At 59.8% G+C, this 12,306-nt stretch carries 13 protein-coding genes and 1 tRNA gene; 3 read left to right on the top strand and 11 right to left on the bottom strand.

What is annotated here, in order from left to right; all coding sequences use genetic code 11:
* The first annotated feature begins 164 nt into the window (after positions 1-164).
* Together ycaC and ppk2 are read left to right on the top strand one after the other, a co-directional pair.
* A complete protein-coding gene (gene ycaC, locus ACZ6YA_RS21545; RefSeq protein WP_465899267.1) occupies positions 165-785 on the top strand; it encodes an isochorismate family cysteine hydrolase YcaC in 621 nt (206 codons plus the stop codon).
* Positions 786-836: 51 nt separating this feature from the next.
* Positions 837-1,655, top strand: coding sequence for a polyphosphate kinase 2 (gene ppk2, locus ACZ6YA_RS21540; RefSeq protein ID WP_465899265.1), 819 nt, complete (start codon positions 837-839; stop codon positions 1,653-1,655).
* A 116-nt stretch (positions 1,656-1,771) separates the two neighbouring features.
* Here ppk2 and ACZ6YA_RS21535 read toward each other — a convergent pair whose 3' ends face one another.
* The 9 genes from ACZ6YA_RS21535 to ACZ6YA_RS21495 form a co-directional block, all read right to left on the bottom strand.
* A complete protein-coding gene (locus ACZ6YA_RS21535) occupies positions 1,772-3,004 on the bottom strand; it encodes an MFS transporter (protein WP_465899263.1) in 1,233 nt (410 codons plus the stop codon).
* A 209-nt stretch (positions 3,005-3,213) separates the two neighbouring features.
* Positions 3,214-4,314, bottom strand: coding sequence for a redox-regulated ATPase YchF (ychF, locus tag ACZ6YA_RS21530; protein ID WP_465899261.1), 1,101 nt, complete (start codon positions 4,312-4,314; stop codon positions 3,214-3,216).
* A gap of 22 nt (positions 4,315-4,336) precedes the next feature.
* Positions 4,337-4,921 carry an aminoacyl-tRNA hydrolase gene (pth, locus tag ACZ6YA_RS21525; RefSeq protein ID WP_028631692.1) on the bottom strand — a complete coding sequence of 195 codons (585 nt, stop codon included), beginning with the start codon at positions 4,919-4,921 and terminating at the stop codon, positions 4,337-4,339.
* 76 nt (positions 4,922-4,997) lie between these two features.
* Positions 4,998-5,594, bottom strand: a complete 597-nt coding sequence (locus ACZ6YA_RS21520) for a 50S ribosomal protein L25/general stress protein Ctc (protein ID WP_465899259.1) — start codon at positions 5,592-5,594, stop codon at positions 4,998-5,000.
* A gap of 118 nt (positions 5,595-5,712) precedes the next feature.
* The gene (locus tag ACZ6YA_RS21515) at positions 5,713-6,654 is read right to left on the bottom strand and encodes a ribose-phosphate pyrophosphokinase (protein WP_003247410.1); all 942 of its coding nucleotides are present in this window, start codon (positions 6,652-6,654) and stop codon (positions 5,713-5,715) included.
* A gap of 48 nt (positions 6,655-6,702) precedes the next feature.
* Positions 6,703-6,777, bottom strand: a tRNA-Gln gene (locus tag ACZ6YA_RS21510).
* A 19-nt stretch (positions 6,778-6,796) separates the two neighbouring features.
* Positions 6,797-7,657, bottom strand: a complete 861-nt coding sequence (ispE, locus tag ACZ6YA_RS21505) for a 4-(cytidine 5'-diphospho)-2-C-methyl-D-erythritol kinase (RefSeq protein WP_465899257.1) — start codon at positions 7,655-7,657, stop codon at positions 6,797-6,799.
* A gap of 3 nt (positions 7,658-7,660) precedes the next feature.
* Positions 7,661-8,278, bottom strand: coding sequence for a lipoprotein insertase outer membrane protein LolB (gene lolB, locus ACZ6YA_RS21500; protein WP_465899255.1), 618 nt, complete (start codon positions 8,276-8,278; stop codon positions 7,661-7,663).
* A gap of 4 nt (positions 8,279-8,282) precedes the next feature.
* On the bottom strand, positions 8,283-10,004 hold the full coding sequence (locus ACZ6YA_RS21495) for a tetratricopeptide repeat protein (RefSeq protein WP_465899253.1): 1,722 nt from the start codon (positions 10,002-10,004) through the stop codon (positions 8,283-8,285).
* A gap of 292 nt (positions 10,005-10,296) precedes the next feature.
* On the opposite strand from ACZ6YA_RS21495, the gene ACZ6YA_RS21490 reads away from it, so the two are divergent.
* On the top strand, positions 10,297-10,638 hold the full coding sequence (locus tag ACZ6YA_RS21490; RefSeq protein WP_465899251.1) for a hypothetical protein: 342 nt from the start codon (positions 10,297-10,299) through the stop codon (positions 10,636-10,638).
* Positions 10,639-11,091: 453 nt separating this feature from the next.
* Here ACZ6YA_RS21490 and ACZ6YA_RS21485 read toward each other — a convergent pair whose 3' ends face one another.
* Together ACZ6YA_RS21485 and ACZ6YA_RS21480 are read right to left on the bottom strand one after the other, a co-directional pair.
* Complete coding sequence (locus ACZ6YA_RS21485; RefSeq protein ID WP_465899249.1) at positions 11,092-11,466, bottom strand: hypothetical protein; 375 nt, start codon at positions 11,464-11,466, stop codon at positions 11,092-11,094.
* The coding region (locus tag ACZ6YA_RS21480; protein WP_465899247.1) for a hypothetical protein at positions 11,463-12,306 on the bottom strand (844 nt) is incomplete at its 5' end. The genes ACZ6YA_RS21485 and ACZ6YA_RS21480, both read right to left, overlap by 4 nt.

The raw sequence follows: 12,306 nt of genomic DNA, 5'->3' as shown, positions 1-12,306 counted from the left end.
CCATCTGTGGCCTGGTGTCACAGCTGGCTGCATGCGGGTAAATGCAACCACTGCGCTTCCGAGCAGGGCGCTGGGCGTTCAGCAAGCGAACCGACTGACGGTCTCTTTCACCCCTCATCCTTGCCTACGCTGAAACTCCCTACCCGTAAGCAAGGAGATCTGTCATGGCCTTCCAATACAAGCGTCTGGACAAGAACAACGCTGCCGTCCTGCTGGTCGATCACCAGACCGGCCTGCTGTCGCTGGTGCGTGATATAGACCCTGATCGCTTCAAGAACAACGTGCTGGCCCTCGCCGACCTGGCCCAGTACTTCAAGCTGCCGACCATCCTCACCACCAGTTTCGAAACCGGCCCCAACGGCCCGCTGGTGCCCGAGCTCAAGGCGCAGTTCCCCGACGCCCCCTATGTTGCCCGCCCCGGCAACATCAACGCTTGGGACAACGAGGACTTCGTCAAGGCCGTGAAGGCTACCGGCAAGAAACAGTTGCTGATCGCTGGCGTGGTCACTGAAGTCTGCGTGGCCTTCCCGGCGCTCTCGGCACTGGAAGAAGGCTTTGAGGTGTTTGTGGTAACCGATGCGTCAGGCACCTTTAACGAACTCACCCGCGATTCGGCCTGGCGGCGCATGGAGGCCGCAGGGGCGCAACTGATGACCTGGTTCGGCGTGGCCTGTGAACTGCATCGCGACTGGCGCAATGATGTCGAAGGGTTGGGCACGTTGTTCTCCAACCACATTCCCGACTACCGCAATCTGATGACCAGCTACGACAAGCTGGCGAAGTAAAACCTCAGGGTTCGACCATACTGACTGTTTCTTCGCCTTCAGGAGCGTGTCATGGCCAAGTCGTCCCGGAAAAAAGACCTGCAAGCACCTGCGGAGAAACTGGGCGGCAAGGCCTATGAGAAGTCGCTCAAGCACCTGCATGTCGAGCTGGTGAAACTGCAGGAATGGGTGGTGGCAAAGGGCCTGAAGGTATGCATCGTGTTCGAGGGCCGAGATGGTGCCGGCAAGGGCGGCACCATCAAGGCCATCACCGAACGGGTCAGCCCGCGGGTGTTCCGTGTGGTGGCGCTACCGGCGCCGACCGAGCGGGAAAAGACCCAGATGTACGCCCAGCGCTACCTCAACCACCTGCCAGCCGCCGGCGAAGTGGTGATCTTCGACCGCAGTTGGTACAACCGCGCCGGTGTCGAGCGGGTGATGGGATTCTGCACGGACGAGCAGGCCAGCAAGTTCCTTACAGTGGTGCCGTTGCTGGAAAAGTTGATGGTCGAGTCGGGAATCATCCTGATCAAGTACTGGCTGGAAGTCAGCGCCGACGAGCAGACCCGTCGCCTGCAGGACCGCATCAACGATGGCCGCAAGCTGTGGAAACTTTCGCCCATGGACCTCAAGTCCTACACCCGCTGGGATGATTACACTCGCGCCCGCGACGAAATGTTCACCGCTTCGGATTCGTCCTGGGCACCCTGGTTCCTGGCGCATTCCAACGACAAGCGACGCGCCCGGCTGAACATCATCAGCCACTTGCTGACGCGGGTGCCGTACAAGGACATTACCCGTGATGAAGTGGTGAAGCTGCCCAAGCGCGGCAAAATCGGCAAGTACAAGGCAGTGGCCTATCCCTTCAAAGTGGTTGAAGAGCGCTTTTGATCGGGTATCGGCATGGCTTATCCGCGTGGGAGCGGCTTTAGCCGCGAAGCGAGCGACGCGATGGAGGGTACCGGCGTGCCCCTGATCGCGGCTCAAGCCGCTCCCACGGGTATTTGCTAAGCCTCGGATTGAGGAGTCAATGAATACGGCCTGGAGCCGCTGGTACAGTAAACAGCCAAGACGACTGCCATCAAGGTCAGCAGTGCACCCGCCCAAGGTGTCGAACTCAATGCCCCAAGGCCTATCACCCATCCACCGACACCCGTCCCCAAACCGACCCCGACGTGCATTGCCGACAGGTTCAGACTCATCCCCGCTTGCACGCTATCCGCCCCGCGCGTGGCGAGGTAGCTTTGTACCACCGGGGAAATCATCCAGCTGACGCAGCCCCAGACCATCATCATCGGCAGGAACAGCGTCGCTGTCGTGCTGCCCCAGGCAACACCCAGGAGTGTCGCGAGGTAGAGCAGGGGGGTGATCAGCACCGCACAGCGAGCGCCCAGCCGATCGGCTAGCCAGCCACCGAGGTATCCACCAGCAACCCCCGCAATACCAAAGGCGGCGAACAACAACGGCAGCCATTGTTCGGGTATCCGGGCGATGTGCTGCGCGTACGGGGCCAGATAAGCGAACAGGGTGAAATGCCCTGCGATCATCAGGACAGAAATCAGCTGTGCGCAAACCAGGCGTCGGTCCCGGAGATGATTCAGGTAGCTATTGAGCGCGATGCGCTCGCTGTCCTGCAGTTGCGGCAGAGCGTGCTGGGCGGTGAACAAAACCGCTATGGCCAGCAACACCAGTCCAGTGAACACCCCACGCCAGCCTAGCGTGTCGTTCAGCAGCATTCCGAGCGGGACACCCAATACCAGCGAACCACTGATACCCATGAAAATCACGCCAATGGCACGGCCGCGTAGCGCCGGTTCCACCATGCGTGTGGCCATCAAGGTGCAGATCAGGCAGGTCAGCGCACTCGTTGCGGCCATGCCAATGCGGGCCGCCAGCAACACCGTATAGCCAGGTGCCAGGGCGGCAATCAGGTTGAACAGTGCGAACAGCGCAAGCGCCGTGCACAGCAGCGTGCGCAGTGGATAACGGCGAGTGAGCAGGGAACAGAACGGGGCCGCAATGGCAAACCCGAGTGAGAAGGCCGTCGTCAGTTGCCCGGCGATACCGAGCGGTACGATCAACCCTTGGGCAAGCGTCGGCAGGATGCCAACGGTGATGTTTTCTGCCATGCCCGTGACGAAGGTCGCCAGGGCCAGAAGCCAGATACGCGCGTTCATGTTGCCTCCGAAACGCAGGCCGGTCGTGGTCCGGACCTGCAGGCCCCGACGGTTGACCGGCATAGGTCAGACCATCGGGTTTCGAGGCAGCGCTTCGGTTATCCCGCTTGAATCAGGAGGGATTATAGGCCTTTGTAGGGTTGTGGTGCTGACCGCGTGTCCAGCGTAAAAACAGCGGCGCCCCCTCCGCGGGCAAGCCCGCTCCCACAGCTTGGCGCTCTACCTGTGGGAGCGGGCTTGCCCGCGAAGGGGGCGCCGCGTAGTTGCTGCAGTTATACGTTGAAGCGGAAGTGCATTACATCGCCGTCTTTGACGACGTAATCCTTGCCTTCCAGACGCCATTTACCGGCTTCCTTCGCACCACTTTCACCCTTGAACTGAATGAAGTCGTCATAGGCCACCACTTCAGCGCGGATGAAGCCTTTTTCGAAGTCGGTGTGGATCACGCCAGCGGCCTGAGGCGCGGTAGCGCCGACGCGCACGGTCCAGGCACGTACTTCCTGCACGCCGGCGGTGAAGTAGGTCTGCAGGTGGAGCAGCTCGTAACCGGCGCGGATCACGCGGTTCAGGCCTGGCTCTTCCAGGCCCAGAGCCTCAAGGAACATGTCCTTCTCTTCACCGTCGTCGAGCTCGGCGATTTCGGCTTCGATCTTGTTGCAGACCGGCACCACGACCGCGCCTTCTTCCTCGGCGATGGCCTTGACTACATCCAGGTGCGGGTTGTTGTCGAAACCGTCTTCAGCGACGTTGGCGATGTACATCACCGGCTTGCTGGTCAGCAGGTGGAAGCCACGGATGACGGCCTTTTCGTCGTCAGCCATGTTCTTCATCAGGCTACGTGCCGGCTTGCCTTCGGTGAAGTGCGGGATCAGTTTTTCAAGGATGGCCTTTTGCGCCAGGGCATCCTTGTCGCCGCCCTTGGCGTTACGGGTGACTTTCTGCAGTTGCTTCTCGCAGCTGTCGAGGTCGGCGAAGATCAGCTCGAGGTCGATGATCTCGATGTCGCGCTTGGGGTCGACGCTGTTGGAAACGTGGATCACGTTCTCGTCTTCGAAGCAGCGCACCACGTGGGCGATGGCGTCGGTTTCGCGGATGTTGGCGAGGAACTTGTTGCCCAGGCCTTCACCTTTCGAGGCGCCAGCGACCAGGCCTGCGATGTCGACGAATTCCATGGTGGTTGGCAGAATGCGGTTAGGCTTGACGATCTCCGCCAGCGCCGCCAGGCGCGCGTCGGGCATCGGCACGATGCCGCTGTTCGGCTCGATGGTGCAGAAGGGGAAGTTTTCCGCCGCAATGCCAGACTTGGTCAGGGCGTTGAACAGGGTGGACTTGCCGACGTTGGGCAGGCCGACGATGCCGCAATTGAAACCCATGGGTATTCCCCTCTCTAGGAAATCAGGCCTTTTGGCTGTGCAGCTCGCGCATCGCCTTGGCGAAGTCGCCGGCAAGCACGTCCGGCAGCACGCCGAGGGCAAAATCGATGCTGGCGTCGAGCTTCTCCTGCTCGGCGCGCGGCGCGCGACCCAGGACGAAGTTGGAGACCAGTTTGGCGTCACCCGGGTGGCCGATGCCAAGCCGCAGGCGGTGGAAGTCGTTCTGGTTGCCGAGCTGCGCGATGATGTCGCGCAGGCCGTTGTGCCCACCATGGCCGCCGCCGCGCTTGAGCTTGGCAACGCCCGGAGGCAGGTCGAGTTCGTCATGTGCCACCAGGATCGCTTCCGGCTTGATGCGGAAGAAATTGGCCAAGGCCGCCACGGACTGGCCGCTACGGTTCATGTAGGTGGTGGGGATGAGCAGACGAACGTCGTTGCCCTGATGGCTGAATTTAGCCGTCAGGCCGAAATATTTTTTGTCAGCAGCCAGCGAAACGCGCTGGGCGCTGGCAATGCGTTCAACGAAAAGAGCCCCTGCGTTATGCCGGGTCTGTTCGTATTCGGGGCCGGGGTTACCCAGGCCGACGATCAACTGGATGGCGGTCACGTAGGGGCTCTTCCTTGGAGTTGGTGGGTTACGGTGCGCGGCACTGTAACCCGGTCAACACCGGCGCGCGAGTGGATTACTCAGCGGCGCCTGCTTCAGCTTCTGGAGCAACGCGTGGTGCGTGAACGTTGGCAACAGCTTTGTCATCACCGTGGGCCAGAGCAACGAACTCTACGCCTTTCGGAGCTTTGAGGTCCGACAGGTGGATGATCGAGCCGATTTCAGCGTTGGCCAGGTCGACTTCGATGAACTCAGGCAGGTCTTTGGCTTCGCAGGAAACTTCGATCTCGGCAACAACGTGCGAGATTTCGCCGCCTTTCTTGATCGGGGCTTCTTCGCCGACGAAGTGAACTGGAACCTTGGCGGTCAGCTTCTGGCCAGCAACGACGCGAACGAAGTCGGCGTGCATGATGAAGCCTTTGGCTGGGTGACGCTGCATGGCCTTGACCACGACGTTTTGCTTGGCGCCGTCGACGTTCAGTTCGATAACGTGGCTGAAGGCAGCTTCGTTTTCGAACAGTTTGGCGATTTCCTTGGCCACGATGGTCAGGGATTGAGCTTCTTTATCGCCACCGTATACAACGGCTGGGATGCTCAGCGAGTGACGCAGGCGGCGGCTCGCACCTTTCCCCAGGTCAGTACGCGCTTGGGCGTTCAGAATGAAATCAGTCATTTTGTTTCTCCAAAATAGCCCCCCGAGGGCGTTTGCGACCAGCGCCAACGGGGATGGCAAAAAAGCCCCGCCCCAACACATGTTGGGGCGGGGCGCTTCACATCAATACGCGTTCCGCTTAGCGGAACATCGCACTGATCGATTCTTCATTGCTGATGCGGCGGACCGCTTCGGCAACGACCGGTGCGATATCCAGCTGACGGATACGGTCACAGGCCTGAGCAGCGGCGGACAGCGGAACGGTGTTGGTCACCACCAGCTCGTCCAGTACCGACTTCTCGATGTTCTCGATCGCACGGCCCGACAGGACAGGGTGCGTGCAGTAGGCATACACCTTGGCCGCGCCGTGTTCTTTCAGGGCCTTGGCCGCGTGGCACAGGGTGCCGGCGGTATCGACCATGTCGTCTACCAGGATGCAAGTGCGCCCTTCGACGTCGCCGATGATGTGCATCACTTCGGAGTGGTTGGCCTTTTCACGGCGTTTGTCGATGATACCCAGGTCGACACCCAGGGACTTGGCGACGGCACGTGCGCGCACGACACCACCGATGTCCGGGGAGACGATCATCAGGTTCTCGAAACGCTGGTCTTCGATATCGTCGACCAGCACGGGCGAACCGTAGATGTTGTCGACCGGGATATCGAAGAAACCCTGGATCTGGTCAGCGTGCAGGTCGACGGTGAGTACACGGTCGATACCCACGACAGTGAGCATGTCAGCGACAACTTTGGCGCTGATGGCTACACGTGCCGAACGCGGACGGCGGTCCTGGCGGGCGTATCCGAAGTAAGGAATCACGGCGGTGATTCGGGAGGCTGAGGAGCGGCGGAAGGCGTCGGCCATCACTACCAGTTCCATCAGGTTATCGTTGGTCGGGGCACAAGTCGGCTGAATAATGAAGACGTCTTTACCGCGGACATTTTCATTGATCTCAGTGCTGATCTCGCCGTCGGAGAATTTACCGACAGAGACGTCACCGAGAGGGATATGCAGCTGACGTACGACACGCCGAGCCAGATCGGGGTTAGCGTTCCCCGTAAAGACCATCATCTTGGACACGCGCAGTACCTGGAGGCTGAGGGTATACCTGGATGAGTATAAGGAAAATGGCAGGGGCGGCTGGATTCGAACCAACGCATGGCAGGATCAAAACCTGCTGCCTTACCGCTTGGCGACGCCCCTGTATCTGTTGCTGCGAGCGCTATGCACTCGACTTCTTGACCAGACTTTGCAGCTTGCGATGCAACATCGAAACATTGCTTCCTTTCGCCACAAACCCTGTTTGGGTCGCTGAAAGAAGGGCCAGAACTTTATCAGCTTCGGCTTTGCTTGGGAAGGCCCCAAACACACAACTTCCAGTTCCGGTTAGCCGAGCTTCAGTGAATTTGCCTAGAGAATTCAGCGCGTTGCGAACTTCTGGGTAACTCTGCTCAACCACCCGTTGGCAGTCATTTCGACTGTTTCCCTCGGGAACGGGGCGCATCTTAAGGGGGAGGGAATCACGTGTCAACTGTGGATGTGAAAAAATTTCTACTGTGCTGACAGACACTTGCGGCACCAGTACGACATACCAGGGTTCGGCCGGGTCGACAGGGGTCAGTTGCTCGCCAACACCTTGGGCGAACGCCGCATGGCCACGGACAAACACCGGCACGTCGGCACCCAGGGTCAGGCCCAATGCGGCCAGGCGATCTTCATCCCAGTCCAGGTGCCACAAGTGCGCCAGTGCCAGCAACGTAGTGGCGGCATCCGAACTGCCGCCGCCGATGCCGCCGCCCATGGGCAGCACCTTGGTCAGCCAGATGTCGGCGCCAAGCGCGGTGCCGGACTGTTCCTGCAGCTTGCGGGCGGCGCGCACGATCAGGTTGCTGTCGTGGGGCACTGCCGCGATGTCGGTGTGCAGGCGGATCACCCCGTCTTCACGCAGGGCAAAGGTCAGTTCGTCGCCGTGCTCAAGAAACTGGAACACGGTTTCCAGCTCGTGGTAGCCGTCGGGGCGGCGGCCGATGATGTGTAGCCACAGGTTGAGCTTGGCCGGGGCTGGCAGGGTGAGCGTCTGCATCGATCAGTGCCCCAGCTGGCGTGGCTGCCAGTCCTTGACCACCAGGGTCACGTCGAGGTCCTTGCCGTGGAGCTTCAAACGCTCGGGCAGCCAGTAACCGTTCTGCTCGGTGTAACTCAGGTACTGCACCTGCCAGCCATCCTGGTCGAGGCTGGCCAGGCGGCTGTCGCCGTCCAGGGTCAGCTTGCTCTTGCTGTCGGGGGCGGGCAGGCCGCGCACCCACCAGACCAGGTGCGACACCGGCAATTGCCAGCCCAGCTGTTGTTCCAGCAGGGATTCAGGGCTGGTGGCTTCGTAGCGGCCCTGGTTGGCCACTTCCAGCACCACGCCGCCGGGGCGGCCGGTCAGGCGGGCGGCACCGCGGCCCAATGGCCCGGCCAGGCGGATGTCGTAGTAGTCCTGGCGCTGCAGCCAGAACAGCGTGCCGCTGCCGGAGTCGCGCGGGGCGCGGATGCCGACCTTGCCGTTGATCTGCCAGCCATCGAGGCTGCTCAACTGCTCTTTATGGGCGCGCCACTGCTGTGGGTCGCCTTGGCCCTGCAGGGCCTCGCGGCTACCGAAGCCGGCACAGCCGGCCAGCAGGGCAATCAGGGTAAAGGTGATGCAATGGCGCAGGAACATGGCGTTAAAGGGTCTCGGATCCGGTCAGGCGCAGGACGGTCTTGCGCAGGATAGGGCTGTCGGGCTGGGTTTCGAAGGCCTTGGCCCAGACCTGGCGGGCTTCACGGCGCTTACCGTTGGCCCAGAGGACTTCACCCAGGTGGGCGGCCACTTCATGGTCAGGGAAGCGCTGCAGGGCCTGGCGCAGGTAGTTTTCGGCTTCGTCCAGGTTGCCCAGGCGATAGGCGACCCAGCCCTTGCTGTCGAGTATTGCCGGGTCGTCCGGGGTCAGCTGGTAGGCCTTGTCGATCAGCGCCTTGGCTTCGGTGTAGCGGGTAGTGCGGTCGGCCAGGGTGTAACCCAGGGCGTTCAGGGCCATGGAATTTTCCGGCTCACGGGCGATGATGGCGCGCAGGTCTTTTTCCATCTGCGGCAGGTCATCGCGTTTTTCCGCCAGCATGGCGCGGGTGTAGAGCAGGTTGAGGTCATCCGGGTAGCGTTGGATGGCCTGCTGCAGCACCTGGTTGGCCTGGGCGTCCTTGTTGTTGTTGCTGTAGCTTTCCGATTCGATCAGGTACAGCTGGATGGCGATATCCGGCTGCGCTTCGCGGGCTTCGGCAAGCATGCGCGACGCTTCGGTGCCACGGCCGTTGGCGATGAGGATATCGGCCTGGCGCAACTGCGCTGGCAGGTAGTCGGGGCCTGGGCCGACCAGCGCATACTCGCGCAGGGCGCCGGCCGGGTCGTGGCGCTCTTCGGCGATACGGCCGAGGTTGAGGTGCGCGGCGTCGACATTGCTGTCACGCTCGATCAGCTCGCGCAGGTAGCTTTCAGCCTCGTCCCAGTCCTTGTTCTCCAGGCACACCAGGGCCAGGGAGTAACGCAGTTCGTCGTCGTCGGGGTGCTGCTGGACCAGGCTGATGAACTCGCTTTTGGCATCGGCGATGCGGTCCTGTTCGACCAGGGTGCGCGCGTAGGTCAGGCGCAGGCGTTTGTCGTCCGGGTTGTCGCGGATGGCACCGCGCAGCAGCGGCAAGGCTTCCGGGCCACGGTCCAGGGCCTGGAGCAGGCGGGCGCGAAGCAGAATCGGAGCAATCTCACCGTTTTGCGCCGGGTGCGCTTCGAGCAGCTCAAGCGCTTCTTCGGCCTTGCCGTCCTGGTTCAGCAGCAGCGCCTTGCCAAACACCAACTGGCTGTTGTCCGGATACTTGACCAGCAGCCGATCGAAGCTCTGCATCAGGCCGTCGCGCGTGCTCTGGTCGGTTTCGGCCGCCGACAGAGCGAGGAAGTCGAAGTGCGTGTCACCCTGGCCCTGCAGCACCTTTTCCATGTAGGTCATGGAGTCGTCATAGCGGCCGGCACGCGCCAGTTGAATGGCGGCGGCACGCTGGGCGTCGAGGTTCTGCGGGTCGTTGCGCGCCCAGATCAGCGCGCTGTCCAGGGCCGGCTCGTCGGCGCCGAGGTATTCGGCAATGCGGTAGGCACGCTCGGATACACCGGGATCCTGGGTTTTCTCGGCCTGGTCGGCGTAGTTGGCCAGGGCGATGTCGAAGCGGTTGCGCTGGCCGGCCAGCTCTGCCACCAGCAGGCTGTACAGCGTGTCCTGTTTGAACGACCCATACACCACGGGCTTCTCGGCCTCAGCCTTGGCGGCATCGGCAACGGGAGACTCGGCCCTTTGCGGGGCCAGGCTCTGGCAGCCCTGGAGCAGGGCGAAAGCAAGCAGCAGTGCGTAGGGTCTGTTCATATAAAGAGGCTTAGAAGGCTTACCGGCGGTCGGAGCATGATGACACAAGCGCGGGGGCAAACCCACCTGCGAAGGTCGTGGTTTACGGCGTGGGTGGCGATGGATCGGACAGCGGGGTGGAAGAGAGGTTCGGGCAAAGCTAGGCATCGACTTACGGCAACGCGATAGAGGAGTCAACTTTCAAGTGGATGTATGAAAATTATCGCGCACCTATAGCAGCATCTGCCCATGTCTTCATGCACATGGCCTCGCTAAGGTGAGGGCCCCAACGCCATTCAACAAGAGGTCTATCGTGGTAAATATTTCAAAATCGTTGGAAGAGTTGCTGAACGAAATCTACGCGGATGACAAGGTTTCCAGGCAAGAATTTCTCAATCTGCAGGACGAATCAGATCGTCGCTGGGACAAGGTGGTTGATGAGTTAGGCGCGAACAACACCTTGCTGTCTTTCCAAAATTCAATGGATGTTGCGATGCACCTGCTGTACCTCAGCGTGGAATATGTGAAGAAGCAAGAACTCACCGATCTTGGTGAAGCCATTGTGAAGGATGCCGTTACTGCTCAGTTTGAAGCTGTGAAAGCGGGAGCTGAGCTTAGTCTGAAGGCGCTGCGAGTGGGGCCTAACGAGCTTTGACGAAGGGGGGGCGTTGTGCTTGCTGGAAGCATAGCGCCCTTGAAATCGCGCCGTACCGACGAGGCCGACAACTATGGCCTATCAGGCCATGGCACGTTGCAACCTACAAGGAGCGGATTTATCCGCGATGCGCCGCGCGTGGCGCTCGATTTCATGGGCGCGCAAATCCCGTGCCGAGCCCTGCCGATCACGACGATAGCGAACGGTGGTTGTTCTAAAGCCTGCGAGTCCCAGCTAACAAACTGCAAATTCGTACAAGGAAACCGCTCACTCTACGCCGCCGCAGGCATAGTCGGCAAAACCATGAGGCTTTGCAAAGCCCGCCGGTGCTCATGAATAGCGAGGACAGTATGATGGATGAAATTACCATCGATGGTGTGTTTGTCTCCACAGCTTCCAATTTTCCCACTAGCATCTCCCAAGGCTTCGCCCGCTACACCTCAAGCGAAAGAGCTAGGGGCCAAGTTTGGAGAGAAGATCCGAAAGCATAAGTGCTACGAAAAGCGTGATCTGCAGGGTCAGCAGGGAAAGCAGGATGTAACGCTCGCGCAGTGGGAAGTCTTTGACTTCTTGTGCTTGGGCGATCCCTCTCCATATAAATAATCTAGGAATCGCCAGAACAATTGCAATCGAGCCTGTTCGCATCAGCTTACCTGGCAGGCCGGCATTTTTGTAAATGTTTTTGTTGTCCGTTATATATTTGCAATTTGGTAGATAAGATTCAAAGCGCTCAATGTCCTTATGCGCGATGTAGCACTGAATGGTGAGCGTAACTGCCATAGGGACAAGAATAAAAAGAACTATTGTTTCGGGTTCAATTGCATTCATTTAAGGTTCTCTTGATATAGTATTTCGCCGTATTCCCTGCCTTTATCTGATCCGTAATCACCAGCGTATTTACCTGCTATGGCCCCTACCACAACGGCGCAAACAAGTGTGCCCGTGCCAGCACTGGGAATGCCGAGAGCTACGCACACTGGTTTCGCAATCAGCGCACCAACAAAGCCGCCAGCGCTGGCGCCCGTTAATCCACCCGCCAATGCCGTGGCCTCGACGAATTTCGCCTTGCTGCATTCCTCTTCTCGCCCCAAGGTACAGGCCCTCTGAATTTCCAGCCCCGTAGCAGCCACGCCGAGTGCAACGCCGATATAGCTGCCATTTTTGATCAGGCGTGCAGTTTTGCCCACCCCGGCAACCTTATCTGCATACCCCGCAATTTCCCCTGTATGCAAATAGCTTTTCGTGGAGATGCCAAGAGTCCTTTTTATAGACCCTTTGTTTCGCAAGCCGGCACCAAACGCTGCCATTTTGCTCAACTGCTCATCCAGCCTAGCAAAGAGCGACGCACGCTTAGCATAGAATTGATCGCGTGCTTTAATCGTGCCTGCACTCATGTATTCCTGATGCAGCTGTTCAATTTCAAGTAACGTGTCTTGAATCGCCTTCAGGTATTTACTCCAACCATCGCTGACCACGCCTGCACCCATAGAGGCATGGGCAAGCAGGCTCTTCAATAACTCAAAATTCTCCAAAAAAAACTCATCAGCCCCTTGCCCGCTGCGCATGAGACCAATATGCGCAACCGCAGCCTTCGACATCAAAAACGCCTCCTGGCTGGTGCAGGAAGGTGTAGACCAGTCACCCATGATCACCAGTTCACCACTTTTG

This window comes from Pseudomonas sp. NPDC090752, from assembly GCF_055584805.1.
This window is presented reverse-complemented; position numbering and strand designations above follow the sequence as displayed.

Coding starts and splice junctions, on each gene's coding strand:
- ACZ6YA_RS21535 (WP_465899263.1), bottom strand. CDS start 3,004: ATGCCGGTCAACCGTCGGGGCCTGCAGGTCCGGACCACGACCGGCCTG.
- ACZ6YA_RS21520 (WP_465899259.1), bottom strand. CDS start 5,594: ATGACTGATTTCATTCTGAACGCCCAAGCGCGTACTGACCTGGGGAAA.
- ycaC (WP_465899267.1), top strand. CDS start 165: ATGGCCTTCCAATACAAGCGTCTGGACAAGAACAACGCTGCCGTCCTG.
- ychF (WP_465899261.1), bottom strand. CDS start 4,314: ATGGGTTTCAATTGCGGCATCGTCGGCCTGCCCAACGTCGGCAAGTCC.
- ppk2 (WP_465899265.1), top strand. CDS start 837: ATGGCCAAGTCGTCCCGGAAAAAAGACCTGCAAGCACCTGCGGAGAAA.
- ACZ6YA_RS21495 (WP_465899253.1), bottom strand. CDS start 10,004: ATGAACAGACCCTACGCACTGCTGCTTGCTTTCGCCCTGCTCCAGGGC.
- lolB (WP_465899255.1), bottom strand. CDS start 8,278: ATGTTCCTGCGCCATTGCATCACCTTTACCCTGATTGCCCTGCTGGCC.
- ispE (WP_465899257.1), bottom strand. CDS start 7,657: ATGCAGACGCTCACCCTGCCAGCCCCGGCCAAGCTCAACCTGTGGCTA.
- ACZ6YA_RS21485 (WP_465899249.1), bottom strand. CDS start 11,466: ATGAATGCAATTGAACCCGAAACAATAGTTCTTTTTATTCTTGTCCCT.